General features: G+C 74.4%; 18 protein-coding genes. 10 read left to right on the top strand and 8 right to left on the bottom strand.

What is annotated here, in order from left to right:
- Window positions 1-57: 57 nt before the first annotated feature.
- Together QOZ89_RS16590 and QOZ89_RS16585 are read left to right on the top strand one after the other, a co-directional pair.
- Window positions 58-3,579, top strand: coding sequence for an ATP-dependent helicase (locus QOZ89_RS16590; protein ID WP_312624175.1), 3,522 nt, complete (start codon window positions 58-60; stop codon window positions 3,577-3,579).
- Window positions 3,579-7,310: an ATP-dependent helicase gene (locus QOZ89_RS16585; protein ID WP_397428792.1), complete on the top strand. Its 3,732-nt coding sequence runs from the start codon at window positions 3,579-3,581 to the stop codon at window positions 7,308-7,310. Before QOZ89_RS16590 ends, QOZ89_RS16585 begins: the two co-directional genes overlap by 1 nt.
- A gap of 18 nt (window positions 7,311-7,328) precedes the next feature.
- Here the strand turns inward: QOZ89_RS16585 and QOZ89_RS16580 are convergent, their stop codons facing one another.
- Window positions 7,329-8,240 (bottom strand): endonuclease/exonuclease/phosphatase family protein, encoded by a 912-nt coding sequence (locus tag QOZ89_RS16580; RefSeq protein WP_312624170.1) that lies wholly within the window; start codon window positions 8,238-8,240, stop codon window positions 7,329-7,331.
- Window positions 8,241-8,364: 124 nt separating this feature from the next.
- Here QOZ89_RS16580 and QOZ89_RS16575 point away from each other — a divergent pair, with 124 nt between their 5' ends.
- A complete protein-coding gene (locus QOZ89_RS16575) occupies window positions 8,365-9,399 on the top strand; it encodes a nucleoside hydrolase (protein ID WP_312624169.1) in 1,035 nt (344 codons plus the stop codon).
- 37 nt (window positions 9,400-9,436) lie between these two features.
- On the opposite strand, the gene QOZ89_RS16570 is transcribed toward QOZ89_RS16575, so the two are convergent.
- The 5 genes from QOZ89_RS16570 to QOZ89_RS16550 form a co-directional block, all read right to left on the bottom strand.
- Window positions 9,437-10,789: a PucR-like N-terminal domain-containing protein gene (locus tag QOZ89_RS16570; RefSeq protein ID WP_312624168.1), complete on the bottom strand. Its 1,353-nt coding sequence runs from the start codon at window positions 10,787-10,789 to the stop codon at window positions 9,437-9,439.
- Between the two features lie 83 nt (window positions 10,790-10,872).
- Complete coding sequence (locus tag QOZ89_RS16565; RefSeq protein WP_131804066.1) at window positions 10,873-11,316, bottom strand: hypothetical protein; 444 nt, start codon at window positions 11,314-11,316, stop codon at window positions 10,873-10,875.
- Between the two features lie 196 nt (window positions 11,317-11,512).
- Window positions 11,513-11,749 carry a hypothetical protein gene (locus QOZ89_RS16560; RefSeq protein ID WP_083418931.1) on the bottom strand — a complete coding sequence of 79 codons (237 nt, stop codon included), beginning with the start codon at window positions 11,747-11,749 and terminating at the stop codon, window positions 11,513-11,515.
- 248 nt (window positions 11,750-11,997) lie between these two features.
- Entirely contained in the window at window positions 11,998-12,711 is a 714-nt protein-coding gene (locus tag QOZ89_RS16555) for a response regulator (RefSeq protein WP_083418932.1), read from the bottom strand.
- On the bottom strand, window positions 12,708-14,903 hold the full coding sequence (locus QOZ89_RS16550) for a GAF domain-containing sensor histidine kinase (protein WP_083418933.1): 2,196 nt from the start codon (window positions 14,901-14,903) through the stop codon (window positions 12,708-12,710). Before QOZ89_RS16550 ends, QOZ89_RS16555 begins: the two co-directional genes overlap by 4 nt.
- A 224-nt stretch (window positions 14,904-15,127) precedes the next feature.
- Here QOZ89_RS16550 and QOZ89_RS16545 point away from each other — a divergent pair, with 224 nt between their 5' ends.
- From QOZ89_RS16545 to QOZ89_RS16530, 4 genes are all read left to right on the top strand, one after another.
- Window positions 15,128-15,943, top strand: coding sequence for a hypothetical protein (locus tag QOZ89_RS16545; protein WP_071049962.1), 816 nt, complete (start codon window positions 15,128-15,130; stop codon window positions 15,941-15,943).
- 229 nt (window positions 15,944-16,172) lie between these two features.
- Window positions 16,173-16,901 carry a DUF4386 family protein gene (locus tag QOZ89_RS16540; protein WP_071049963.1) on the top strand — a complete coding sequence of 243 codons (729 nt, stop codon included), beginning with the start codon at window positions 16,173-16,175 and terminating at the stop codon, window positions 16,899-16,901.
- A gap of 178 nt (window positions 16,902-17,079) precedes the next feature.
- A complete protein-coding gene (locus tag QOZ89_RS16535) occupies window positions 17,080-18,381 on the top strand; it encodes a M16 family metallopeptidase (protein ID WP_071050037.1) in 1,302 nt (433 codons plus the stop codon).
- A gap of 130 nt (window positions 18,382-18,511) precedes the next feature.
- On the top strand, window positions 18,512-19,855 hold the full coding sequence (locus QOZ89_RS16530; protein ID WP_071049964.1) for a M16 family metallopeptidase: 1,344 nt from the start codon (window positions 18,512-18,514) through the stop codon (window positions 19,853-19,855).
- A gap of 93 nt (window positions 19,856-19,948) precedes the next feature.
- On the opposite strand, the gene QOZ89_RS16525 is transcribed toward QOZ89_RS16530, so the two are convergent.
- The gene (locus QOZ89_RS16525; protein ID WP_397428791.1) at window positions 19,949-21,130 is read right to left on the bottom strand and encodes an ANTAR domain-containing protein; all 1,182 of its coding nucleotides are present in this window, start codon (window positions 21,128-21,130) and stop codon (window positions 19,949-19,951) included.
- Between the two features lie 207 nt (window positions 21,131-21,337).
- Complete coding sequence (locus QOZ89_RS16520) at window positions 21,338-21,577, bottom strand: mycoredoxin (RefSeq protein ID WP_071049965.1); 240 nt, start codon at window positions 21,575-21,577, stop codon at window positions 21,338-21,340.
- Between the two features lie 300 nt (window positions 21,578-21,877).
- Here QOZ89_RS16520 and QOZ89_RS16515 point away from each other — a divergent pair, with 300 nt between their 5' ends.
- The 3 genes from QOZ89_RS16515 (at window position 21,878) to QOZ89_RS16505 (ending at window position 25,502) form a co-directional block, all read left to right on the top strand.
- On the top strand, window positions 21,878-24,250 hold the full coding sequence (locus tag QOZ89_RS16515) for an ATP-dependent DNA helicase UvrD2 (RefSeq protein WP_083418934.1): 2,373 nt from the start codon (window positions 21,878-21,880) through the stop codon (window positions 24,248-24,250).
- A gap of 396 nt (window positions 24,251-24,646) precedes the next feature.
- Window positions 24,647-25,114 (top strand): hypothetical protein, encoded by a 468-nt coding sequence (locus tag QOZ89_RS16510; protein ID WP_312624167.1) that lies wholly within the window; start codon window positions 24,647-24,649, stop codon window positions 25,112-25,114.
- Window positions 25,115-25,208: 94 nt separating this feature from the next.
- Window positions 25,209-25,502: a WhiB family transcriptional regulator gene (locus tag QOZ89_RS16505; RefSeq protein WP_071049967.1), complete on the top strand. Its 294-nt coding sequence runs from the start codon at window positions 25,209-25,211 to the stop codon at window positions 25,500-25,502.
- Window positions 25,503-25,648 lie beyond the last annotated feature (146 nt).

The following is a 25,648-nucleotide window of genomic DNA, read 5'->3' as shown; positions in this document are numbered from 1 at the left end:
TCCACCGTGACGCCGCCCACCGTGACGCCGCCCACCGTCACGCCGCCGGTCGCCCTGATGCGGCCGGGCGCTGACGTACGCCGCTACCGGCTCGACCGGTCGGCGCCGGTGGCCGCGTGGGCCGAGCCCGCGGGGCTGGACGAGGCCCAACGGGCGGTGCTTGAGCACTCGGGTGGGCCGCTGCTGGTCCTCGCCGGGCCGGGCACGGGCAAGACGACGACGCTGGTCGAGGCGGTCGCCCGCCGCGTGGAGGCGGGGCTGGATCTTGGCTCGGTTCTCGTGCTCACGTTCAGCCGGCGGGCGGCGCGGGAGCTCTCCGAGCGGATCACCGCCCGCGTGGGCGCCGCGGTCGGCGGGACGGTGGCCTGGACCTTCCATTCCTGGTGTTATTCCGTGCTGCGGGAGTTCCCTCGCCCGGGCGACCCGCCGCCGCGGCTGCTGACCGGTCCGGAGCGGTTCACCCGGCTGCGCGATCTGATCGAGGGCTCGCGTGAGCTCGGCCGGCCGCGCTGGCCGGCGTCGCTCGAGGTGTGCCTGCGCACCCGGGGCTTCGCTGAGGAGGTCGAGGCGCTGTTCGCCCGGGTCCGTGAGGTCGGGTTCGACCCGGCTGGCCTCGGGGCGCTCGCGGCCCGCGCCGGGCGGCCTGACTGGGCGGCGCTCGCCGAGTTCTACACGGACTACCTGGACAACCTGGGGTACGACGGCGCGGTCGACTACCCGGAGCTGGGCCACCGGGCGGTGACGCTCGTCGAGGACCCGGAGTCCGGCCAGGCGCTGCGCGCCCGTTACCGGGCGGTCTTCGTCGACGAGTATCAGGACACCGATCCCGCGCATGAGCGGCTCCTGGCCGCGCTGACGGCGGGCGGGGCCGACCTGGTCGCCTTCGGCGACCCGGACCAGTCGATCTACGCGTTCCGGGGCGCGCGGGTGCGTGGCTTGCTCGACTTCCCCGACCGGTTCCGTCGCGCCGACGGTTCACCGGCCGACGTGCGCGCGCTCGGGGTGTGCCGGCGGATGGCCCCGCCGGTGCTGGCCGCGAGCCGGCAGGTCGCCAGCCGCCTGCCGGTGTCGGGCCTGCCAGTGGCCGCGCTGCGGGCTCACCGCGCGCTCGTTCCCGCGGAGCCGGACCGGGCCGGCCAGGTCGAGGCGCTGTCGTTTCCGTCGGAGGCCGCGGAGACCGAGGCGATCGTCGACCTGCTGCGTCGCGAGCACCTCGCGGGCGGGGTGGCCTGGCAGGAGATGGCGGTGCTGACTCGTTCCGCCGACGCGTTGCCGCCGGTGGCGCGGGCACTGACGGCGGCCGGCGTGCCGGTCGACATGGCCGGTGACGAGCCGCCGCTGGCGGCGCGGCCGGCCGCGGCTCTCCTGCTCACCGCGCTGCGCTGCGCCGACGACGCGGCGTCGCTGACCGCGGCGGACGCCCGCGCGCTCCTGCTGTCCCCACTCGGCGGAGCGAACCCCGCCGGCCTGCGGGCCCTGGGCCGCGCGCTGCGGGAGCACGCCCGCGCGGCCGAGTCAGCCGAGTCGGCTGGGGCCGCCGCGGTTGGGTCGAGCCGCGCCGACGCCGACGACTCAGCGGACGCCGACTCGTCAGCGGACGCCGACGGCCCGGCTGAGCCGGACGCCGGCGCCGCGCGCGCCACGCGTGGGCCGGAGTCGTCCGCGGAGATGATTCGGGCCGCCCTGGCCGACCCCGCGTTGGTTCCGGACGGCGTGGACGCCGGCCTTGCCCGCCCGGTGGCCGAGGTCGGTGCGCTGCTGCGCGCGGTGCGCCGCCGGCTGCGGGCCGGGGGCACCCCGCGAGACGCGCTCTGGGCGTTGTGGGAGGGCACCGGCTGGCCGGCGCGGCTGCGGTTCGCCGCGGCCAGCGGCTATGGGGCGAGGCGGCGGGCGGCCGAGGCCGATCTGGATGCCGTCGTCGCCCTGTTCGACGCGGTCGGCCGGCTCGGCGAGCGCCGCGGGCCGGGCGGCGGCGCCCGCGGGCTGATAGCCGACCTGACCAGCCAGGACTTCGCCGCCGACAACCGCGCGGGCGCCGAGATCCGCCCGGACGCGGTCCGGCTACTCACCGCGCACCGCGCCAAGGGCCTCGAGTGGGACATCGTGGTTGTTCGCGGCGTTCAGGACGGGGCCTGGCCCGATCTGCGCGCACAGCACTCGCTGCTCGGCACCGAGCAGCTGGACACCCCCGACCGGGGTGGGCTGCGCCCGCCCGAAACTCCCCGCGACTGCTGGGCCGAAGAGCGCCGGCTGTTCTACGTCGCGGTCACCCGCGCACGGCGCCGGCTCGTCGTCACCGCTGTCGACACCGCGGGCGAGGACGGGACGGCGGGCGAGAACGGCTCCCGGCGCAGCGAGTTCCTTGCCGAGCTGGGCGTGCCGGTGGTGGACGGCTCGTCCTGGACACCGCGGCCGCTCACCCTGACGAGCCTGGTCGCCACCCTGCGCCGGGTGTCGGTCGACCAGTCGGCGAGCCCGGCGGCGCGGCGCGCGGCCCGCCGTCGGCTCGCGGCGCTGGCCGCCGCCGCCGACCACGCCGACCGGCCGCTGGTTCCCGCCGCGCACCCCGACCGTTGGTGGGGCGTGCGCGACGTGACGTCGTCCGACGTACCGGTCGTCCCGGCCCAGGAGCCGATCCGGCTGTCCGGGTCGTCGCTGACGAGCCTGCGCGACTGTTCGCTGCGCTGGTTCCTGGAGCACGAGGCGCACGCCGGGCGCCCGGCGACGACGGCGCAGAGCTTTGGCCGGGTCGTGCACGCGCTCGTCGACGAGGTCACCGCGGGCCGTACCCCGGCCGATCTCGTCGCGCTGGACGCCCGCCTCGACACGGTCTGGCGGCATCTCGCCTTCGAGGCCCCCTGGCGCTCGGACCAGGAGCGCGCGGCGGCGCGGGAAGCGCTCGCCCGCTTCCTCGACTGGCACGCGGCCGAGCGTGGCCGGGTCGTCGTGGGCTCGGAGGAGCGGTTCAGCATCGACCTCACCGTCGACGGCCGCCCGGTCCGGCTGCGCGGCTCGATCGACCGGCTCGAGCTCGACGACGCCGGCCGGGTGCACGTCATCGACTTCAAGACCGGCCGGGCGGCCGTCGGTGCCCGCGACCTGGCCGAGCACGTCCAGCTGGGCACCTACCAGCTCGCCGTCCGCGAGGGCGCCGTCGACGCGCGAGTCGCGCCGAACGCCCCGTCCGAGCCAGGCCTCGCGGCCCCGCCGGAGGCACCGGACCGGGGAGAGGCGCCAGACCCGGCGGAGGCGCCGGACCGGCCGGAGCCCGCGCGGCTCGCGGAGGCCGGCGACCGGCACGCCGTCCCTGGCGGCGCCGAGCTCGTTCTCCTGCGCCGCGACGCGGACGGGGACCGGGCCGGCCCCCGCGAGCCGGGCGAGCCCACCGGGTCGCCCCAGGTCCAGCGGCAGGAGGCGCTGCCCGCCGGGCGGGCCTGGGTGGACGAGCTGCTCGGCCAGGCCGTGCGCACGATCGCCACCGAGACGTTCGCCCCGACGACGGGGCCCAACTGCGACTACTGCTCGTTCCGGCGCTCATGTCCCGCGTGGCCCGCGGAGGGCAGGCAGGTGGTCGAGTGATGGACACGTCCCCGCCGCTTCCGGATCAGGCATTCGACGAGCCGGCTCCCGGTGCCACCCAGCGCCATGCCGACGGCACCGCCGCGCGTCGCGCGGATGAGGCACTCCCCACCCTGCCCGCTGGCGCCGTCCCGTTGGCGTCCGTGCCGCTCGGGACGAGGCCGGCTCGCTCGGCCCCGCCGCAGCCCGCTCTGCCCGGTTTCGGCGGCGACGGCGTGGATGCCGGCGCGGTCGCCGAAGTGTGGTTCGAGGAAGCCGGGCGCGGGGTTCCTCCCGATCCGGCCGGCGATACGGCCGCGGCCCTCGAACCGCGCCGGCTGACCAGGGAGGGACTGCGCGGCCTGCTCGGCGTTCCGTTCACCGAGGAGCAACTGGACGCGATCTGTGCGCCCGCGGCCCCCGGCGTGATCGTCGCCGGAGCGGGCTCGGGCAAGACGTCGGTGATGGCCGCGCGGGTGGTGTGGCTTGTCGCCGCGGCCGGGGTGCCCGCGGAGCAGATCCTCGGCCTCACTTTCACCCGCAAGGCCGCCGGCGAGCTGGCCGAACGGGTGCGCCGGGCCCTGGCCCAGCTGCGCCGCGCGCGCCTGGCCGTCGCGGGCGCCGCGGGCGGCGTCGAGCCGGGCAGCCCCGAGCCGGGCAGCCCCGAGCCGCCGGCCGCGGGCGGCCAGGTCCTCGGTGACGGCGGCCTCGCCGCCCCGGCTCCCGAGGCGGCCCAGACGTGGGCGGACGACGGTGTCGGCGAGCCCACGATCGCGACCTACAACTCGTTCGCCAGCCGGCTGGTCGCCGACCACGCGCTGCGGCTGGGCCTGGAGCCCGACTGCGTCCTGCTGCCCGCCGCCGCCCGCTACCAGCTCGCCGCGCACGTCGCCCGCGGCTACCCAGGCCGCGTCGAGGCCTTCACCGGCTCCATGTCCGCGCTCGTGGAGGCGGTTGTCGCGCTCGACGGCCAGTGCGGCGAGCACCTCGTCGACCCGGACCAGCTGATCGCCTTCGACCGGCGCTGGCTCGCGGACGTGCTCGCGGCGACGGAACGCGCCCGCGCCCGGCAGAACACGGCCACCCTGGTGCGGGAGCTGCGCAGGCTGGCCTTCACCGCCCGTCGCCGGCTCGAGCTCGCGGAGCTGGTCAAGGCCTACCGCGCCACCCGCCGTAGCCGTGAGCTGCTCGACTACGGCGACCAGATCACGCTCGCCGCCCAGCTGGCCGAGCAGGTGCCCGAGGTCGGCGCGCTGCTGCGCCGCCAGCACTCGGTGGTGCTCCTGGACGAGTACCAGGACACCTCGGTGGCCCAGCGCCGGCTGCTGGTCGGCCTGTTCGGCGCGGCGCACCCGGTCACGGCCGTCGGCGACCCGGCACAGGCCATCTACGGCTGGCGCGGCGCCTCGGCGAGCAACCTCGACCGGTTCCCCGAGCACTTCCGCCAGGCCGACGGCACACCGGCGGCGACCTACCAGCTGTCGGTGAACCAGCGCAGCGGCGGGCGGCTGCTCACCCTCGCCAACGCCGTCGCCGAGCGGCTGCCGACCAGGTCCGTCACCGTCCTGCGTCCACGGCCCCAGGCCATGCTCGCCGGGGAGACCGTCGTCGCGCTGCACGCCACCTGGGCCGACGAGACCCGCTGGGTCGCGGGCCAGCTCGCCGGGCGGGTCCGGGCCGGCTGCCCGCCTCGGGAGTGCGCGGTACTAGCCCGGTCCTGGTCGGACGTGCCGGCGCTGGTGACGGCGCTGACGGACGAAGGGCTGCCCGTCGAGGTGCTCGGGCTCGGCGGCCTGCTGTCCAAGCCCGAGATCGCCGACATCCGGGCGACGCTGGAGGTGCTCGACGACCCGACGGCGAACCCGTCGCTGGTCCGCCTGCTGACGGGGCCGCGCCCACGGCTCGGTCCCCGGGACCTCGCCGCGCTCGGCCGCCGGGCGGTCGAGCTGCTGCGCGCAGCCCCCACCGCGCGGAACCCGTCCGCGGCGGCGGCGCCGGCGGACGCGCTGGACGACGCGGTCGCGGACGTCGACCCGGGCGACGTGGTCTCGCTGGCTGACGCGCTGGCCGACCCGGGAGAGGAGATCTCCGCCGAGGGCGCCCGGCGCGTCCGCGCGCTCGCCGCGGAGCTCGCCGAACTGCGCGCGCACGCCGGCGCGGGGCTGGTGGAGCTGGTCCACCGCGTGGTCGAGACGACGGGCCTCGACGTCGAGCTGGAGCTTGCCGCGCCCCGCGGGACCCGGGGCAGGGAGAACCTCGCCGCCTTCCTGCGGGTCGCGGCGGACTTCGACCGTTCGGCCGCCGGCTACGACGACGCGAGCGGGCGAGCCTCGCTCACCTCGTTCCTGGGCTTCCTGCGGGCCGGCGAGCAGTACGAACGGGGGTTGGACGCCGACGTCGCCGGAGCGGGCAAGGCCGTCCAGGTGCTCACCATGCACGGCGCCAAGGGCCTGGAATGGGACGTCGTCGCCGTGCCCAACATCAGCCGCGGGTCGTTCCCCGACAGCATGGTCGGAGATCGGTGGACCACCTCGCCCTCCGTGCTGCCGACGCCGCTTCGCGGCGATGCCGAGGACCTGCCGGAGTTCGCCGTCGACGACGAACGTGCGGTGTTCGACCGGTTCGCCGACCAGTGCCGGGAGCAGGCGGAGCACGAGGAGCGCCGCCTCGCCTACGTCGCGTTCACCAGGGCCCGCTCGACGCTGATCTGCGGCGGCCACTGGTGGGGCCCCACCCAGAAGAAGCCGCGTGGCCCGTCGACGTTCCTCGACGAGCTGCGCGAGCACGCACGGCGGGATGGCAACGGCCGGGTGGAGCACTGGGCCGACATCCCCCTGGAGAAGACCAACCCGGCACTGGAGACCCCACCCGAGTACGTGTGGCCGGTACCGGCCGACGCGCTGGCGGGGGCCGTCCGGCGGGCGGTGGCGGACGCGGTGCGCGGCCTGCTCGCGGGCACCCCGGCCGCCGCCGCCGTCTCCGCCGCCGCGGCGGCCGGCGCTCCCGAGGGCCGGGGCGCCGCCGCCGTCCTCGTCGAGACGGTCACCGGGATCGCCGAGACGGACGACCGCGCCGGCATGACCGCGCAGGAGCGGGCGCTGCTCGACGCCCTGGACCAGGAGACCCGGCTGCTGCTCGACGAGGAGCTCGCGGCCCGCGCGCCTGTCCGCCGGGTGCCGCTGCCGACGGGGCTGACGGCGACGCAGGTGATGAAGCTGCGCGCCGACCCGGACGGGCTCGCCCGGGACCTGGTCCGCCCGCTGCCGCGCCGGCCCGTCCCCGCCGCGAGCCGGGGCATCCGCTTCCACACCTGGGTCGAGGAGATCTTCGACCGCCGCCCGCTGCTCGACCACGAGGACCTGCCGGGCGCCGAGGACGACTACCTCGACGACGCGGAGCTGCGCGCCCTCAAGGAGGCATTCCTCGCCGGCCCATATGGCGGCCGGCGCCCGCTCGCCGTGGAGACGCCGTTCGAGCTCCCGATCGGCGGCCGGGTGGTCCGCGGCCGCATCGACGCCGTCTACGACCTGGGCGACGGCCGCTACGAGGTGATCGACTGGAAGACCGGCGCCACCGCCGCCGACCCGGTCCAGCTCGCGCTCTACCGGCTGGCCTGGGCCCGGCTGCGCCGCGTCCCCCTCGGCTCCGTCGACGCGGCCTTCTACTACGTCAGGGACAGCCGCCTGGTGCGCCCGGAGCTCCCGGCCGAGGCGGACCTGGCCGCTCTCCTGGGGCCGCCCCGCGCTCCCTGAGCCGGCCGCCGGCCGTCGTCACCGGCCACCCGCGAGGTCGACGATCAGGGCGCGATGATCGGACACCGCCGTCCACTCGGCCCGCACGGCGGCGACCGGCGGCACGGTCCCGCGGGCGAGGACGTGGTCGAACTGCACCCGCGGGGCATGCGCCGGGTACGTGGGCGCGGCGGCCAGCCGCCGCCAGCCGGTGAGCACCCGCGGCAACGGCCCCGGCAGATTCAGATCACCGAGAATCACCGTGGCCTCGTCGATCCCCTGGGCGCCTCCAGCGCCGACAGCGCCGGCGTTGTAGACGTTGTGGGCGTTGCCGGCCCCGGCGTCAGCGGCCCCGGCGGTGCCGCGTAGCGGCGGCGAGCCGGCCTCGCCCGGGGCGCCGTCGTGGCGCAGGGCCCGCGTGAGGCGGCGTAGCTGTGCCGCGTTCCAGCCGGGCACGAAGGACAGATGGGTGCTCACGACGGTCAGCGGCGCGACGGGCGTCGCCAGCCTGGCGATGATCGCGACGCGCGGCTCGTCCGCCAGCAGGATCAGCCGCGGCCGGCCGTCCGGCCCGGGCACGGCGATCGGCGACCGCACCGGCGCCCGCCCGAGCGTCACGGCCCGCCAGCCGCGGACAGGAAACCGGCTGACCAGAGCGATCCCGTAGGCAGGCTCGCCGGGCGAACGGCACCCGTCGGCCGGCCGCCAGGCGAGGCCCGGAGTGCCGTAGACGGTCGCCTCGAACCGCCGGTCCTCCTCCGCGACCCCCAGCGCGTCGGCGGCCACCGCGCACAGGTCGGCCCCCCCGGACCGGGGCTGGCCGGCGTCGACCTCCTGCAGCGCCAACACGTCGCAGTCCAGGGACGCGACGGCCGCGCGGAACCGCGCCAGGTCGACGTCCCCATCCCTCGGCGACCGGCCGTGCATCACGTTGAACGTCCCCAGCCGCACGGGTCGCACCGTAACCGACCGGACCTCCCTGGTCGCGGGCACGCCCCGGCCTGGGGGCCGGGTTCGCCGGTTACGCGAGGATGGTCCGGGTCTGGCGGCGTGAGGGCGTGGGAGGAGCGGGCTGATGCGGCTTGTCATCGACAGCGACGGCGGGATCGACGACGCGGCGGCGATCGTGTGGCTGTGCGGCCGGCCGGACGTCGAGATCGCCGCGGTCACCGCGGTGGGCGGCAACGTCGGGGTGCGCCAGGCCGCCCGCAACCTGCGGGTCATCCTCGAGGCGGCCGGCCGCCCCGACATCCCGGTGTACGTCGGGGCGGACCCGACCGACCCGGCGCCGCACATCACCCGGCCGGTGTTCATCCACGGCGAGGACGGGCTGGGCGACGTCGGGTTCGCCGACCCGGAGCGAGGTGCCGACGAGGACACCCCCGCCGTCGACGTGCTGGTCAGGGAGATGCGCCGGGGCGCGTCGCTGCTGACGCTGGGGCCGCTCACCAACCTGGGGGCGGCGGTGCGCGCCGACGCGGCGGCGGCCGCCTCGAGCCGGCTGACGCTGATGGGCGGCAGCGCGCATGCCCAGGGCAACGCCCGGCCCAGCGCCGAGGCCAACGTCGCGAACGACCCGCTCGCCGCGGCCACGGCGCTCGGCGCCGGCTGGTCGGCGCCGCCGGTGATGGTCGGCCTGGACGTCACCCACCAGGCGACCCTGCGCGACGTCGAGTTCGCCGCGCTCGCGGCGCGGCGGACCGCCGCCGCGGCCTTCCTCCACGGGCCGCTGTCGTTCTACCGCCGCAACGCGGGCTCGCTGTGCGCCGAGGGCGAGACGCCCTGCCACGACCTGCTGGCGGCGATGGCCGTCGTCCGGCCGGACATCCTCGGCGTCGAGACGCTGCCGGTGGAGGTCGACACCGGCGGCAGCGCCGCCTGGGGCCAGACCGTCGTGGACCTGCGCCAGCTGGGCTGGCGACGCCGCCAGGCCGAGCCCGCGGCCCTGGCGGCTCCCGTTGCCCCGGGCGTCGCCGCTGGCCGTGGGCCGGACGGCAACGCCGACGGCATCGGTGCTCCGGTCGCCGTCGGTCTCGCGGTCGACGTCGCCTTCTTCCGAGCGGCGGTACGCGAGCTCGCGGGGGAGCCGGTGGCGGGGCTGTCGGCCTGACAGATCCTCCGGCGGAGCCGCCCTGGTAGCGATGTGGCTAGTCGGGGGACGACGGCCGGGCGCCGCGCCGGGCCCGTGGCCGCGCCGCGCCGGCGATGAGCGCGACCTGGCCTTCGTGCGCGGCCCCCGCCGATCCGGCCGGGTCCGCCGGGACGGGCTGGCTTCGGGCGCCTTCGCCCTCGTCGTCGTGCGCGCCCTCGTCTCCGATGATCGTGCCGGCGCCGGCACGCAGGACGAGCTCCAGCTCGAAGCGGGCGTCCGGGTCGTCGAGAGCGTCACCGAACAGCTCGCGCAGCTGCAGGACGCGGTAACGAACGGTCTGCGGGTGGATGTGCAGCCGGCGGGCGATCAGCCCGCGCTGGCCGTGCAGGGCCAGCCAGTACAGCAGGGTCGCGGCGAGCCGCTGCCGGGTCCGCTCGGGCAGGCCCGCGAGCGGCTCGAGCCGGCGGCGGGTGAGGTCGGCGAGCAGCAGCGGGTCGCGGGTGAGCAGCAGCGCCGCGAGGTGGTCATCCGTGAACAGCGGGCCGCCTTGCGGGTCCGCGGTCAGCAGCCCGTCATCGCGCGCCTCGCGCGCGAACCTGACCCGTTCGGCGCTCGCGGCCGCCCGCGCCCAGGGCACCGTCGGGCCGACGACGGCCGAGCGCCCCGCGAGCTGGCCGGCCAGCCGCTGCCCGCGCGCGTCGTCCCCGCTGACGAACAGCCACAGGTCCGAGCCGTGCGTGGCGCTCGGGCAGCTGGTGGGCAGCCCGAGCCGCCGTCGGCCGTCGGCGAACGTGGGGACCAGCACCGCGGCGAGGCGGTCCGGGATCCGCAGCGACGCGGCCTGGGTGATCTCCTCGACGCTCGCTGGGTCCGCCCCGGACAGCAGCAGCTCGCCGATCCGGTCCCACAGCCGCTCCCGGGCGCCCGCGTCGGCGGACTGGGCCAGCGCGTATCCCTCGGTGGACGCGGCGCAGACACCGTCGATATAGCCGAAGAGCGTCTCGCCGAGGGTTATCAGGCCGGCGGCGTCCAGCCCACCGCGCAGCAGGGCCACGTCGGCGAACCGTCGCCACGCGACCCGGGTGCCGATTCGGTAGGCGGCGAGCAGGTTGTCCAGGGAACGGCCGGCGTGGAACTCGCCGTGCCCCAGCCGCACGTAGATCTCGCGGCTGGCGGCGATGTCGGCCGGGTCGTCCGGGCCGCCGTTGACGATCGCGAGGAACCGGCGCAGCGCCTCGGCGACGCCCGCCCGCACCCCCCGCCCGAACCGCCCTTCCAGGGGGCGGGCATAGGCCGGCACCTCCGCCGCGATCGCCGCGATGATGTCCTCACCCACGGAGGCCAGTTCGAAGCTGAGCAGGGCCTTTAGGCCGGCCGGAAACTGTCCCCCGGGAACAGTCGCATCCACGCTTCTCACGGTAGCCGCCCAGACCGCCGATCCGCCGGCGCCGTCCGTGCGCGTGCGGGCCGATGCACCGCCTGCCTGGTCCCCTACGGCGTCGCGACCGCGTAGCCCATCTGCGTCAGCTGGTCGGCGGCGGCCTCGGGGAGGCGCCGGACGGCGGCGCGGAGCTGACGGCTCAGGAAGGCGTCTCGGGATCTGGCCAGCACATCCCGCCAGCCGTCGCGCGCCTCGGTGATCCGCTCCACGATCAGGAACTCGACGAGGTCCTCGACCGTCGGCCGGAACCGCCGACCGCCAGTCGGCAGGTGAAGGTGTCCCAGCTCCTTCTTCGCGTCCGGGCATCGGCTCAGCAGCGAGACCCAGGGCTCGGATGTTGCCGGAATCTGCAGGTGTGCTTCGGGGTACCCGTCTGTCTTTTCGCGCTCATAGTCATAGTGCAGGAGGACCTGCTTAATGTTGGCGTCGGTATAGAGTCCGATGTAGGAAGTGAGGACCATCAGGTGCTGACTGAATTCGTCCATGCCTGTCACGAAACTCAGATCCAGCCAGCATCGGGGCGCGCGTCCCACTGAGAGCGGGATGCCTCGTGCACCGAGAACTTCTCTGTTGCTCGACCTGTAGCCGACCCAGACGTGGTCTCGGTTGGAGGATGACCGGACGGTTATCAAGCGGACGCCGCGACAGACGGTGCCGTTGAGGAGTGCGCTCAGCTCGTCGGCAAAACGCCTAGTCTCGCGTTGGAGGTTCCCGCCAAGGGAGGAGGCTCTTGACGATGTGCCAGGCTCGATGCGCGGACGCTGTCTCGAAGGCTCCGGTTCGCGCTTGCTCCGCGAGCTCCTCATAGGAGAATCCCGCTATCTGCAAGGCGTTCAGCCAGGCCTGATGCAGGTCCTCGTCCGAAGCAACGAAGTCCGCCTCGTCGTCGTCCGCCGGGCTGTCCAGCGGCATGGCTTGAGCAACCATGATCCACCTCCGCTCGTCGTGGGTTCCAGGGACGTACATCAATGGTAGTGCATGGCGCCAACAGTTTCCGAGGCTCCGGTGCGCGGTCGCCGGTCGGCCCGACCTGAAGACGCATAGCGGTCTCGGTCGAGCGCGCCGGCTCGGGGTGCGCGACCCGGAACCGGGCAACCGGTTCGTATCTGTTCATGTGGCGACTATAGGGCGCAGCGGTCGAAAAGGTGAGTCTCAACGGCGTGTCGTTTTCGAGATTATGGGTCGCCAAAACCGGCTCGACGGGCGGCGAGAATCGCTGCGGCGCGATCTGTGGCATGGAGCTTCGCGAGGATATTTGAAACGTTGTTCGCGACGGTTTTCGCGGTGAGGCCAAGATGGCGTCCAATTCGGCCGTTGGGCCAACCGTTCGCGAGTAGGGCGAGTATCTCCCGCTCCCGGTCGGTGAGCTCGGGGAACGGCTTGGCGGCCGGCCGCGGGTTGGCGAACGCGCGCAGCACCCGCTGCGCGACGTCCGGCCCGAACACCGCGTCGCCACGCGCGGCGGCGCGGACGGTGCGCACGACGTCCTCCTGCTGGGCGCCCTTGAGCAGGTAGCCGCGGGCACCGGCGCGCAGCGCGGCGAAGACGAACTCGTCCTCGCCGTACATGGTCAGCATCACCACCGCCACCGACGGATACGCGGCCGCGATCCGCCTGGTCGCCTCGACCCCGCCGATCCCCGGCATCTCGACGTCCATGAGGACCACGTCCGGGTGCAGCCGCCCGACCAGCCCGACGGCCTCCTCGCCCGAGGTCGCCTCGCCCACGACGGTGAGCCCGTCCATCGAGTCGAGGAGCACGACCAGGCCGCCGAGCACGATTCGATGATCGTCGACGATGACCACGCGGATGTCCGCCGCCGAGCCCTCGGCCCCGCCGCCAGGCCCCGCCGCTTCCGGGCGGCTGGCGGTCCCGTCCGTCTCCGTCATCCCGCGCTCCCGGCCAGCTGGGCGTCCGTCGCGTGGCCGACGCCCTTGATCTTCGAAAGGTCCGTGACGCCTGAGGCGTCCGTGCCGCCCGTGCCGTCCGCCGGCCATGGCATGGTGCTCCCGGCCAGGGACAGCGGGAGCTTGACCAGGACGCGGCCGCCGGCGGCGGTGGGTCCGGCGTTCCAGGATCCGCCCAGGGCCGTGACCCGCTCCCGCATCGAGGTCAGTCCCACCCCGGGCATCCAAGAGGTCGCGGTCCCCTGGGAACCGTTCGCCCGGCCGTTGTCGCGGATCTCGATGGTCAGGGTGTCGGCGCAGTTGATCGTTACGTCGCAGTGGGTGGCTCCCGCGTGTCGGGCGACGTTGGTGACGGCTTCGGTCACGATCCGGTAGGCAGCGACCTCAACCGCCGCCGGCAGTGGCGGCAGTGTGTCCGGGGCCGTAAGCGTCACCGGCACCGCGGGGCCGCGCAGCGTCTCGCGTAGGGCAGCCAGCAGGCCGAGCTCGTCCAGGGCGGGCGGGCGCAGCGCGTAGACCAGTCTGCGCAGGTCGCCGAGCGCCGAGGTGAGGTCGCGGCGCACGTCGGCGAGCAGGTTCGTCGCCCGGGGTAGGTCGCGGCCGGCGAGGTTGCGGGCGGCGTCCACTTTGGTTGCCGCGGCGGTGAGGACGGGTCCGAGGCCGTCGTGCAGGTCGCGGCGCAGCCGGCGGCGTTCCTCTTCGGCAGCGCTGACGATTCGTTCCCGGGAGCGCATGAGTGCCTCGGTGAGCCGCACGTTGCTGGCCGCGACCGCCACCTGCCGGGCTATGTCGGTGAGCAGCCTGGTCTCGCGTGGGGCGAGCGCGTTCTGCCCGGATCGCAGTGCCACGACGAGCGCGCCGATGTCCTCGCCCTGGTGGACGAGCGGGAACCGAGCGGCGGCCCCGCGCGCGGATCGGTCGGCCGCGCGGCCCGCGTCGTCGATGTCCGTATAGGTGATGGCGCGGACCGACCCGTCGTCGCCGCGCAGCTCCACGGTGGCGCGTGGCAGACGCAGGGTTCCGGCGAGTGCCTCGACCAGGCTCGGCAGCAGCGCTTCGACGCTGCCGGCGGCTTCCAGCCGGGCCGCCACGCGGGTCGTCACGGTGTGGGGATCGTCGCGTTCGCCGTAGAGGAAGCGGTTGACGATCCGTTGCACCCGCGAGTGGGCCGGGGCCAGGCTGAACGCGGCGCCGAGGGCGGCCGCCACCGTCCAGGGGCCGCCGATGGCCTGCCCGAATGCGGCGAGCACGGCGACGCCGGCCGCGTACACCGCGGACACGAACGCGGTCAGCAGGACGTAGACGAGCGTGCGGTTAAGCACGACCTCGATGCCGTAGACCCGGTTCGCCAGCACCACCGCGACGATGACGACCAGCTGCACGACGGTGCCAACGTTGGCGATCATCTCGCCGGCCGGCAGCGCCACGACGAACGGCGTCAACACGATGCCGAGGGCGTTGACCACGGCCAGCCAGCGCAGCACCTGGCGCAGCTCGCCCCGCGCGCGCAGCCATCGGACCACCATCACCACCGACCCGAGCAACAGGCCCGAGGCGAACAGGAGCACCGGTAGCCATTCGGGGAGGGGAACGCCGATCGGGTTGGTGAGGTCGGCGTACTTCGGTGGCGGATCGACGAGCTTGAAGTCCCACAGCGGCCCGGTCAGCCAGGCCACAACGCACAGCCCGATGCTGAGGGCGGCGAGCCAGCCGATCCGCCCGCGCGGGAACCGGCCGTAGGGAAAGGTCGCCCAGGTAGTCGCCAGCACGACCGGCTCGGTCGCCATGCAGGCGGGAGTAATGATCGCCACGGGCAGCACGCCCGGCAGGTCGTGCCCCCCGTACACAGCGACCATCGTCCAGCCACCGCCGGCCGCCCCCGCGGCGTGGGCGAACGCGGCGGCGAGCGCCAGCCAGCCGAACGGCACCTCCGGCCGGCGCGAGGCCAGTAGCCAGCCGGCGACCACGTACGGTACCGCCAGCGTGATCTCGGTCCAGCCGTCCCTGCTCACCGAGTTCCCGGACGGCGAGATGACCCCGTCCGGGACGGCGCGGAGCATCACCACACTGGCGACCATGAGCGCCAGCACGGTCAGGGCGAGGACGTGTGCCAGCCATCGCCACCGTGACCGCGGGTCGGTCGGCCGCGGCTGGTCCTGAGCGGTCACATCCACGCCTGCTCCCTGCGCTCGGGCTTCCCGGGTGCGGATCGGTCCATGTGATCGCACCAGGTCGCACCAGTGTGGGGCACAGGCGTTCCCGTCCGGGCCGGGAAATCCTCCCGGCGCCGGCGGGCCGGCGCACACGTGCTGCCGGGAACGAACCGCCCGAATGATCGCCCTGCCACAGCGACCGGTCAGCCGGACCGGTCCGGCCAGGATCCGATCAGGAGATAACGATGGAGACCCACAGCATCGGCGGCCAGGCCCGCCGCAGCCGACACAGCTGGACCGTCGCCGCCGGCGCCCTCGGCCTCGGCGCGGTCGTCCTGCTCGCCGCCTGTTCCGACTCGTCCGACTCACCCGCCGCCGCGGCCACGCCCTCGGCCTCGGCCTCGGCCAACAACACCCAGGCGGCCTGCGCCGCCGCGCTGGCCAGCGACTGGTCGAACGTCCCCGGGATCGACCCCGACGGCCCGCCGGCGTCCGCGGCCGAGCTGGCCGCCTGGGCGACGCCGCTGCAGACCCAGATCACCGCGTTGCGTGCCGGTGTCCCGGCAGACCTGACGAGCAAGGTCGACGTGCTGGCCACGGTTGTGCAGGGCGCGAAGGAGGGGAAGCCGGTCTCCACCGAGGACGCCTCGCTCAGCGCGGCGCTCACCGCCGTCAACGGGTGGGCGCACGACTCCTGCGGCTACACCACCCTCGACGTGACCAACAGCGCCGGCACCGCCCTCGACGGCGTGCCGGCGACGCTGCCCGCCGGCCCGGTGGCGATGAAGTTCGCCAACACCGGCACCGACCCGGCGAAGGCCGGCTTCATCCTGCTGCTCGGCAAGGTCCGCGACGGCCAGACCGCGACCGCGGCCGACGTGCAGGCCCGCAAGGCCAACCTCGAGGACATCGCCGACATCGTCGCGGTGGCCCAGCCCACCGGCTCCGACCCGGCCTACGGCCTGGCGACGCTCAGCCCCGGCCGCTACATCGTCTCCACCCCCGTCGGGCCGCCCCCGGAGTTCGCCAGCATCCTCGCGAGCGGCTTTGAGGTCAGCTGACCCCGCGGCCCCGGGTGCCGGCCGACCCGGCTGACCCCGGGGCCGCGCCGGCTCACCCGGCTCACCTCGACCGCCCGCTTCGCCCCGAGTCCGCGCCAGCTTCGCCCAGGTCTCGGTCCGGTCCCTCGTCGCGGCAGCGCGTCGCTCGACGCCGCGACCACATCCCGCGCTCGAAGTCATCCAGTCCTGGACGCCATCAGTCCCGGACGCCCTGGAAGGAACAGATGCCATGCCCACCGCCGCAACCCCCGCCGTACCGTCCACCTCGCCGGTCGGCCGGCTGCTCGCCGCCGCCTGTCTGCTCCTCACCGGGCTGGGCGCCGTCCTGGCGACCGCCCTTCTCCCCGCGAGCGGCGAGGGCGATGATGTCGCCGCGGTCGACAGGTTCGCGGCGCACGCCGGTCGGGTCGACGCGGGACTCGCCGCGGAGATCCTGATCCTGCTGCTGGGCGCGGCCACCGCGATTGCCGCGCTGCTGGCGTTCCCACGGGCGCGCCGGCTCGCGAGTGTCGCCGGCTGGCTCGGGATCATCTCCGGCAGCGCCTGGATCGGCCTGGTCAGCACCGACAACGTGCGCGCGGCGGCGGCGGAGACCGACCACGCTGCCGGCGCCGCGCTGATGCACCACATGAGCGGCTCGGCGCAGTTCCAGGCGTTCGTCCTGTTCAGCCTCGTCGGTGGTCTGGTCTCGATGGTGTGCCTCGGCATCGCGCTGTGGCGGTCGCGGGCCGTGCCCCGCTGGGCGGCGGCGCTGTTCGTCGCCTACGAGCCGGTCAACTTCGCCGGCGGCGGTAGCGGCGTCGTCGGCACCATCGCGAACGCGCTCCTGCTCGTCGGGTTCGCCGTCTGCGCCGGCACCATCCTGCGCGGCGGTCTCCCGGCCCTCGCCATCAGCGCGAGCCCGATCGCGGATCCGGCCATCCCGACCGCGTCCGCCACCCCGACCCCAGCCCGCTGACCCTCACCTGGCTTTGGCGGACGAACCGCGTCATCGGCGCCGTGTTCCGTCCGCCAAAGCGCGCGGGCGCCCCGGGGCCCGCCGGTTGGCGCTACCGGTGCCGGTGAACCGTCCTGGGGCAGTAGCGTGGCGAGATGTGTCCTCACGCACCGGCACCGACCCGACGGCGTCCGCCACGATGACCTCGTCTCTCCCCTCGCCCGCCTATCCGCTCGAGAAGACCCGGCTCGACAACGGGCTGCGGGTCGTGCTCGCCCCCGACGCGACAGCGCCGGTCGTGGCCGTCGCCGTGCACTATGACGTCGGATTCCGGTCCGAGCCGGAGGGCCGCACCGGGTTCGCGCACCTGTTCGAGCACATGATGTTCCAGGGCAGCGAGAACGTCGGGAAGGCCGAACACCCGAAGTACGTGCAGGCCGCGGGTGGAATCTTCAACGGTTCGACGCACCCGGACCACACGGACTACTACGAGCTGCTTCCGGCCGGCGCGCTCGAGCTCGCTCTCTTCCTCGAGGCCGACCGGATGCGGGCCCCGAAAATCACCCGCGAGAACCTGGACAACCAGATCGCCGTCGTCCAGGAGGAAATCCGGGTAAACGTGATGAACCGCCCATACGGCGGCTTCCCCTGGATCACCCTGCCGCCGGTCGCGTTCGACACCTTCCCAAACGCCCACAACGGCTACGGCGACTTCAGCGAGTTGGAGGCGGCGAGCCTGGACGACGCGGAGGATTTCTTCGAGAAGTTCTACGCGCCAGGCAACGCCGTCCTGACGATCGCGGGTGACTTCGCCGCCGACGACGCGATGAAACTCGTGGAGCGGTACTTCGGCGATATCGCCGCCCGCGCGGTGCCGGAGCGACGCAGCTTCGCCGAGCCGGTCAGGTCCGACGAGCGGCGGGACGATCTCGTCGACAAGCTCGCGCCCCGGCCGGCGCTCGCGATCGGCTACCGGGTCCCGGACCCGGATGCCGACCTGTCCGCCTTCCTCGCGCACTACCTGCTGACCGACGTGCTCACTTCTGGTGACGCGAGCCGGCTGGAGCGGCGGCTGGTACAGGCCGACCGGTCGGTGATCGGCGTGAGCAGCTACGTCGGCACCTTCGGTGACCCGTTCGACCAGCGCGACCCGCTGCTGCTGACGGTGGAGGCCCGCCACCCGGCCGAGTCACCGGCCGACGGGATCCTCGCCGCGATCGACGAGGAGCTCGACCGGCTCGCGACCGACGGTCTTGCCGACGGCGAACTGGAACGGATCCGCGCGCGCGTCGCCTCGGGGCTGCTGCGCGAGGCGGACGACGCGCTGGGCCGGGCGCTCGCGTTTGGTGCCTTCGAGCTGCACCGGGGCCGCCCGGAGACGCTCAACGAGCTGCCGGCGTTGCTGTCCGAGGTGACCGGCGACGACGTCGCCGCGGCGGCGGCCGCGCTGCGCGCGCAGGGACGCTCGGTGCTGGAGCTCAAGGCCGGGGCGGCCTCATGACGGTGAACGCGCGGAAGTACGCGATGGTCGCCCGCGGGGCGGCCGATCGGCCGAAGCCGACGCGATCATGGCGTGGTTCCGCGTGCCCGGCGGCTGGTAGTGGACATCGAGCGACGGGACGGAGCGGGCGATGACGACGATGACCGAGCGGGCCGGCGTCATCCCGGCCGTCCGCCCGACGCTGCCGGCGGAGCTCCCGACGGTGGTGGAGCGGACGCTGCCGAACGGGCTGCGCGTGCTGGTGGTGGCACGCACCAGCGTCCCGCTGGTGGAGCTGCGCCTGCGGATCCCGTTCACCGGCCTGGGCACGGACTTCGCCGCGCAGTCCGAGCTGCTCGCCGAGACGCTCTTCACCGGTACGTCGAAGCGTGACCGGGTGGAGATCGCCACCGCCGTGCAGGCACTCGGCGGATCCCTCTCTACCGGGGTCGACGCCGACCGGCTCGCGGTCGTCGGCTCGGCGCTGGCCACCAACCTCGACCCGCTGCTGGGCATCCTCGCCGAGGTGCTGACCGAGGCGACCTACCCCGACGACGAGTTCAGCGGCGAGCGCGACCGGGTGGTCGAGGACGCCACCATGGCGCTCAGCCAGCCGGCCGTGATCGCCCGGGAGGCGCTGCTGCGCCGGATGTTCCCCGGGCACCCCTACGGCAGCGTGGTGGCCGAGCCGGCCGTGCTCGCCGGGGTGGGCGTCGGCGCGGTCCGTGACCTGCACACGGCCAGGATCTCCCCGCGCGGCGCGATCCTCACCCTGGTCGGCGACGTCGACGCGGCGACCGCGCTCGGCGCCGTCGAGGCGGCACTGGGCGGCTGGTCCGGTGGCGAGCCCGAGGCCATGCCGACGGTCCCGGCCCTGGCGACCGGTCCGATCCTGATCGTGAACCGACCGGGCGCGGTGCAGACGAACATCCGCCTCGGCGGCGGCGCGCTCGACCGCCACGATCCCGGCTACCCGGCGCAGCGTCTCGCCAACACGATCTTCGGGGGCTACTTCAGCTCCCGGCTGGTCGACAACATCCGCGAGGACAAGGGCTACACCTACTCGCCGCGCAGCTCCGTCGACCACTACCTGGCCGGCTCCCGGTTCACGGCCGCCGCCGACGTCGCGACCGACGTCACCGGGCCCGCGTTGCTGGAGATCTTCTACGAGCTCGGCCGCATGGCGGTTCTCGAGCCCGCCTCGGACGAGCTCGAGGCGGCCCGGCAGTACTCCGTGGGGACGATGGCGCTAGGTAGCGCGACGGCCGCCGGCCTCGCCTCCACGCTGTCGGGGCTCGCGGGCGCGGGCATCGGGGTCGAGTACCTGCGTGACCACCCGGCGGCACTGACCAAGGTCACCGCCCACGACGTGCTCGCCGTGTCCGCCGGCCTGCTCGCGCCGACCAGGCTCGTCACGGTCCTCGTCGGAGACGCCGAGAAGATCACGGGCGCGGTCGCGGCGCTCGGCTCTGTGACGGCCACCGTGGTCGACTAGTCCGACCGGTTCCTGGCTCTTCGGCGCCCGGGCCGCTGGCCGCTCCTCGGGACGCACCGTCGAGGAGCCGGCCGGCGCCGGAGGTCGCGCGCGTCAGTGGCGGGTAGGCGTGGGACGCGGTGGGGTCGGCCGGGGCGCGGTGCCCGGCCCTGGCCCGGCCGCGGCCCCCGGCCCCGGCCGGCCGCCGAGCTCTCCTGGCAGCGCGATCCGCGGGTCGCTGACCGATTCGACGACCTGGCGGGCCAGGTCATGCACCCGGCGGCCCATGCCCCGCGCGGTGCGCCGCAGCCGCTCGAACGCGTCTCGCGGCTTGATGTGATGGCGCTCGGCCAGCACGCCGATCGCCTGCTCCACGATCACCCTGGACGCGAGCGCGTGCTCCAGCTGGACCACCGACAGCCGCAGCTTCTCGATCTCGCCGAGCTCCCGGTCGGCGCGGCGCGGCCGGCCGGGCGGGTTCAGGTCCTCCGCCAGCAGATCGGCCAGCACCATCGCGGAGATCAGGTCACCCACCGGTCGGACGTCCGTGCCGGGGCCTTCGACCACCCAGCCGGCGCCGGTCCGGCGCAGCCGCATCTCGCCACCCGCTCCCGGAGCCGCTCCGGGCGGTGCCGTCGATGGCTGCGCGGGGTGCGGGGCGGCGGCGCGCGGCGGCGGCCCCGGCCGGGGACCCGGCCGTGGCGGGGGTCCGGGCCGCGGTGCCCTGGCCGCCCCGGCGGCGCCCCCGGCCAGCGGGCCGGGTCCGGGTACGGCGCGTCCGGGGCCGGTGACTGGCGGCCCCGCCGCGGCGCCGGGCGCCGTCGACGGCACGCCGCGCTGGCCAGGCCCCGGTCGCGGTGGTCCGAGAGAGGGGACGCCGGGTACGGCGCTCGTGGAGGTTTCGCCGGCCGTGCTCGGCGCGGCCGGTGGGGCCGCGGCGGGCGTGGCACCGTCCGCCGGCCACGCGGCGCCCAGACCATCGGCTATGCCGCGCAGCAGTGGCAGCGCGGTGGGACCGACCTCGACCGCGCCGCGGTCGAGCCCGACCAGCAGTCCGGCGAGCTCACCCGTCCGGGTGAGGACCGGCACGACGACGTGACTGCCCACCCCGAGGCGTTCGTGTTCCGCCGTGTCCGCCAGACTCGGTTCCATCCCCACATTGGTACCGATGGCTGGGGCACCGTCGAGTACGCGGGCGGCGAGACTTGCCGACCGTGGAAACTGCGTTCCCGGATCCAGACCGGGCAGCGTCCCAACCACCTGCAGGTAGGTGGCCGTTGTCGCGGAGATTTCCACGAACCCGGTCGCCTCCATGTGGTGGAGGGCTTGCGCGGCCCGCGCGGCAGCGTCCACGGTGCTGCGCGCCTGTCCTGAGGGTGGTGACGACACAGGCCGAACTCTCCCACAAACTTCACGGGCAGTGACGGACACCGTCCCATGAGCCGGCCGTGTATGCGTCCGGAGGGCGTCGAGCGCCGATTTTCTCGTTGCTCTGCGTATCCGTTATGCGGCAGAAGTGACCTTCTCGGCGACCTGACGGAGGGACGGATTCGTCATCACAGTCCCATCCGGGAAGACGACCGTGGGTACGGTCGCGTTGCCGTTGTTCGCATCGCGGACCAGTTGCTCGGCAGTGGGGTCGGACTCGATGTCGACGACCTCATACGGGATGCCCGCGTCGTCCATCTGGCGCTTGAGCCGCTTGCAGTAGCCGCACCAGCTGGTGCTGTACATCGTGAGCACTGGTCATCCTCTCGCCCGTCGGGCGCTGAGCGCCCGATCTACCCGGTCCCGGTCCCGGACAGCCGGCCGTGGCCTGGCCCTGTTCGGGCTGGACGAGGTGACTGGCAGACCTGCCGGATCGCCGCCAGGACACTCAAGCACCCAACCCGTCGCCGCACCGTCACGAGGCAGAGACCGACATATCTGGGCACACGGGTAGAGATTCCGACGCTGCGGCCGCTCATGCCGGGTGCCAGCCATCCACAACCCGCCGACGGCCCCGCCGCTTCCCACCGCGAGCAGTGACTACGGTTTCAGGTCATGTCCGGTGAGCTGGCCGCCGCCTCCCGTCCGTCTCGCCCGGCCGTGTCGGCTGACGCCGCCCGGCCGCGCCCGGCCACGGGCGGAACCGGTCCGCGCGGCGCCGCGGCCGCCGGGCTCGCCGGCGGCTCCACCGACAGACGCCGCTACGAGGGCGGAGAACCCGAGGACGGCCCGCTGGCCGACCGCCTCGAGGAAGGCGGGCTCGACCCGGAGCAACGCGCGGCGGTGCTCGCCCCGGTGGGGCCGATATGCATTCTCGCCGGCGCCGGGACGGGGAAGACCAGGACCATCACCCGCCGGATCGCGCACCTCACCCGCCAGGGCGTGCCCGGCGACCAGGTGCTCGCGGTGACGTTCACCAACCGGGCCGCCGGTGAGCTGCGTGCCCGGCTGCGGGGGATGGACGTCGAGGGGGTACAGGCCCGGACGTTTCACGCGGCGGCGCTGCGCCAGCTTGGGTACTTCTGGCCGAAGGTGGCCGGTGCCGCGCTCCCCGCCCTTGTGGAGAGCCGCATCCCACTCATCGTGAAGGCCGCGGGCCGTTCCGCGCGACGCCCTGACCGGAGCGAACTGCGTGACCTCGCCTCCGAGATCGAGTGGGCGAAGGCCACGATGGTGACCCCCGAGGACTACCCGCGCACGGCCGAGGCGGCGGGGCGCGAGACCGTCTGGCCGGCGGACGCGGTCGGCCGGCTCTACGCCGACTACGAGCAGGTCAAGCGCGCGGCCGGCGTGGTCGATTTCGACGATCTGCTGTTGCTGACCGCGGCGGTCATCGAGGAGCACTCCTGGGTCGCGACGGAGCTGCGGTCGCGGTACCGGCACTTCGTCGTGGACGAGTACCAGGACGTCAACCCACTGCAGCAGCGGGTGCTCGACGCCTGGCTCGGGGACCGGGACAGCCTGTGCGTCGTGGGTGACCCGCACCAGACCATCTACTCGTTCAGCGGCGCCTCGCCGCGCTACCTGGTCGAGTTTCCACGCCGGTTCCCGGACGCGACCGTCGTCCACCTCGTCCGCGACTATCGCTCGACCCCGCAGGTCGTCGGACTCGCGAACGCGCTGCTCGCCGCGGCTCCCGCGGGGCCATCGGGATCGGCGGGGCAGGGGAAGGCGAGCGCGCGGCCCGGCGGGGTCGTCGGCCGCGCCGGCATCCCCGCCGTCGGTGGGGTGGCGGCCAGCAGGCCAGGTCTCGTCGCGATGCGCCCCGACGGCCCGGAGCCGGCGCTGCTCGAGTGCGCGGACGAGGCGGACGAGGCCAAGGCCGTGGTGGCCCGGATCCGGACCCTGCTCGCCGGCGGCGTGCCGGCGAGCGAGATCGCCGTGCTGTACCGGATCAACGCCGCCTCGGAGGCCTACGAGGAGGCGATTGGCGCCGCCGGCATCCCGTACCTGGTGAAGGGCGGTGAGCGGTTCTTCCAGCGGCCGGAGGTGCGCGACGCGGTGCGGCTGCTGCGCGCCGCGGTGCGCTCCGCCGACACGGACCGCCCGGCGGGGCTCACGGACACGGTCGCCGATGTGCTGAGGGCCGGCGGCTGGCGGGCGACGGCGCCCACCGTCGGCGTCGAGCGGGAGCGCTGGGAGAACCTCGCCGCTCTGCACCGCCTGGCCGTCGACCTGTCCGTCGCCGAGCCCGACGCCGGGCTGGAGCGTTTCGTCGCGGACCTCGCCGACCGGGCGACGCACCAGCACGTCCCCACCGTCGAAGGGGTGACGCTGGCCTCGCTGCACGGGGCCAAGGGCCTGGAGTGGGACGCGGTGTTCCTCGTCGGGCTGGTCGACGGGATGGTGCCGATCGTGCACGCGCAGACCGACGAGGAGATCGAGGAGGAGCGCCGGCTGCTCTACGTGGGTGTCACCCGGGCGCGGGAGCATCTGGCGCTGTCGTGGTCGCTCGCGCGCGCCGCGGGGGGGCGCCCGCGGCGGCCGTCCCGGTTCCTCGACGGGCTGCGCCCGGCGGGTGGCCGGCCCGCGTCCGCTGGCCGCCGAGGCCCGTCGGAAGGCCCGAGAGGGAGTGGCGGGGACGGCGCCGCGGTGAGCGGGGCGGCCAGGCCGAGGGGCCGGTCGGCCGTGCGCTGCAGGGTGTGCGGTCAGGCGCTCACCGGCGCGGCGGCCCGCGTCGGCCGGTGCGCGACGTGCCCCCGCCACGTCGACCGAGCCCTGCTCAACCGGCTGCGCGAGTGGCGGGCGGAGAAGGCGCGCGAGCTGGGCAGGCCGGCCTTCGTCGTCCTGACCGACGCGACGCTGGAGGCGATCGCCGAGAGCCAGCCGAGCACGGTCGCCGAACTGGTCGCCATCCCCGGCATCGGCCAGGTGAAGCTGGACAGCTACGGCGCCGACGTGCTCGCCCTGGTCACCGCCACGCCCTGACCAGCTGGCCGGCTGACCGGGCTGACCGGCTGGCCACTCGGCCGGCGGCGGTCAGCGGGGTGGGTCGGCCGGCGCGTCGAGGCCACACACCGGCCGCCGTCCGTGACCTCTCCGGCATGAGTCGTCACGTGACGTAATGGGCTGACAGTTCGTCTCGGCGGGCGTTACCTATGGTGTCGCCTGTCCGACTCAAAAAATAAGTTGTCGCGGTTCCGGCGGCCCCCTACCGTTACCCGTGAACACCGGAGCTGGTGCTCACTGAGCGCTGGGCCATGGTCCCCTGGGTCCCCATCCCACGGGTCTGGGCACGGCGATCATTGTGGCTCCGGATCTCAGATGCCAAGGACAGATGTCGGACGCGAGGGCGGACCGGCCGTGCGAGAGGAGGCGATAGGGGTGCTTACTGGCATTCGTGTCGCGGTCTTCGACGCCGGCTGTGCCGAGCTCGGGTCCGTTCTCGCGCGTCCGCGTGAGGCGAGCATCCTGTCCGGCCCCATGCTCGGGGCTGCCGGCGCAGGCGGTTTCTGGCGCGGCACCAACGCGGCGGGGGCATCGGCCGCACGTGGCGGGACGGATGTCTCGACGCTGACCTTCGTGTCCATGGCGGACATGCCGCCGGCCGAGGCGCCGATGGCATATGCGCTGGCGGACGAAGCCCGTCTCGACGTCGTTCCGGCTGTGAAGCCGATCGTCGTCCCGGCGGATCGGCATGCCGCGAGCGTCGCCGCTCCGTCCGCACGGGACAAGTCCGCCTTCAAGACGGCTGCCATCGCCCACACCAACCAGCTCCAGGCCAAGACCCAGGCGTTCACGCGACGCCACCCACGCAGCAGGGGTCCGTCCCAGACGGAACCGCCGGTATAAGACCGGCACCTAGGCCAGAACCCGAGGCCGCGGACCCCGCTGGGGACCGCGGCCTTTGTGTTTTTCCCCTTCTGACCGCACCGAAGAAATTCCCGTGTCGGAGGTGACACCGGTGTTCGACCCCTCGATCGTTGCCCGGATCGAGCGGGAGCGTCTCTCGCTACCCTGCTGGGACGCTGACCCCGACCTGTTCTTCGCGGAGTCGCCGGCGGACGTCGAGTCCGCCAAGGCGATCTGCCGCGACTGCCCAATCCGGATGGCCTGCCTGTCGACGGCGCTTGACCGCCACGAGCCCTGGGGCGTGTGGGGCGGTGAGCTCGTGGTCACCGGCGTGGTGGTCCCGTACAAGCGCCCCCGTGGCCGTCCTCGCAAGGTGGTCGCGGCCTAGCCCCTGAGACCGTGCGATCATGCTTTTCGATCACACAGCCGACAGGTCCCGCCATCCGTTCCCGATCCTCACCCGCTGGCCGCTTGGCTCGCCCCACTCGGGCGGGCCAAGCGGCCCGCACCAACTGGTCGGTGTGTGGCCCCACG

Source organism: Pseudofrankia coriaricola, from assembly GCF_032027725.1.
GTDB lineage: Bacteria > Actinomycetota > Actinomycetes > Frankiales > Frankiaceae > Pseudofrankia.
The sequence above is the reverse complement of the archived record's forward strand: the minus strand, read 5'-3'. Positions and strand labels throughout refer to the sequence as shown.

Bases quoted from the DNA above. Each gene is read 5' to 3' on its own strand.
- QOZ89_RS16590 (WP_312624175.1), top strand. From the start codon at position 58: ATGCGGCCGGGCGCTGACGTACGCCGCTACCGGCTCGACCGGTCGGCG.
- QOZ89_RS16560 (WP_083418931.1), bottom strand. From the start codon at position 11,749: ATGGTTGCTCAAGCCATGCCGCTGGACAGCCCGGCGGACGACGACGAG.
- QOZ89_RS16540 (WP_071049963.1), top strand. From the start codon at position 16,173: ATGCCCACCGCCGCAACCCCCGCCGTACCGTCCACCTCGCCGGTCGGC.
- QOZ89_RS16515 (WP_083418934.1), top strand. From the start codon at position 21,878: ATGTCCGGTGAGCTGGCCGCCGCCTCCCGTCCGTCTCGCCCGGCCGTG.
- QOZ89_RS16555 (WP_083418932.1), bottom strand. From the start codon at position 12,711: ATGACGGAGACGGACGGGACCGCCAGCCGCCCGGAAGCGGCGGGGCCT.
- QOZ89_RS16545 (WP_071049962.1), top strand. From the start codon at position 15,128: ATGGAGACCCACAGCATCGGCGGCCAGGCCCGCCGCAGCCGACACAGC.
- QOZ89_RS16530 (WP_071049964.1), top strand. From the start codon at position 18,512: ATGACGACGATGACCGAGCGGGCCGGCGTCATCCCGGCCGTCCGCCCG.
- QOZ89_RS16535 (WP_071050037.1), top strand. From the start codon at position 17,080: ATGACCTCGTCTCTCCCCTCGCCCGCCTATCCGCTCGAGAAGACCCGG.
- QOZ89_RS16575 (WP_312624169.1), top strand. From the start codon at position 8,365: ATGCGGCTTGTCATCGACAGCGACGGCGGGATCGACGACGCGGCGGCG.
- QOZ89_RS16585 (WP_397428792.1), top strand. From the start codon at position 3,579: ATGGACACGTCCCCGCCGCTTCCGGATCAGGCATTCGACGAGCCGGCT.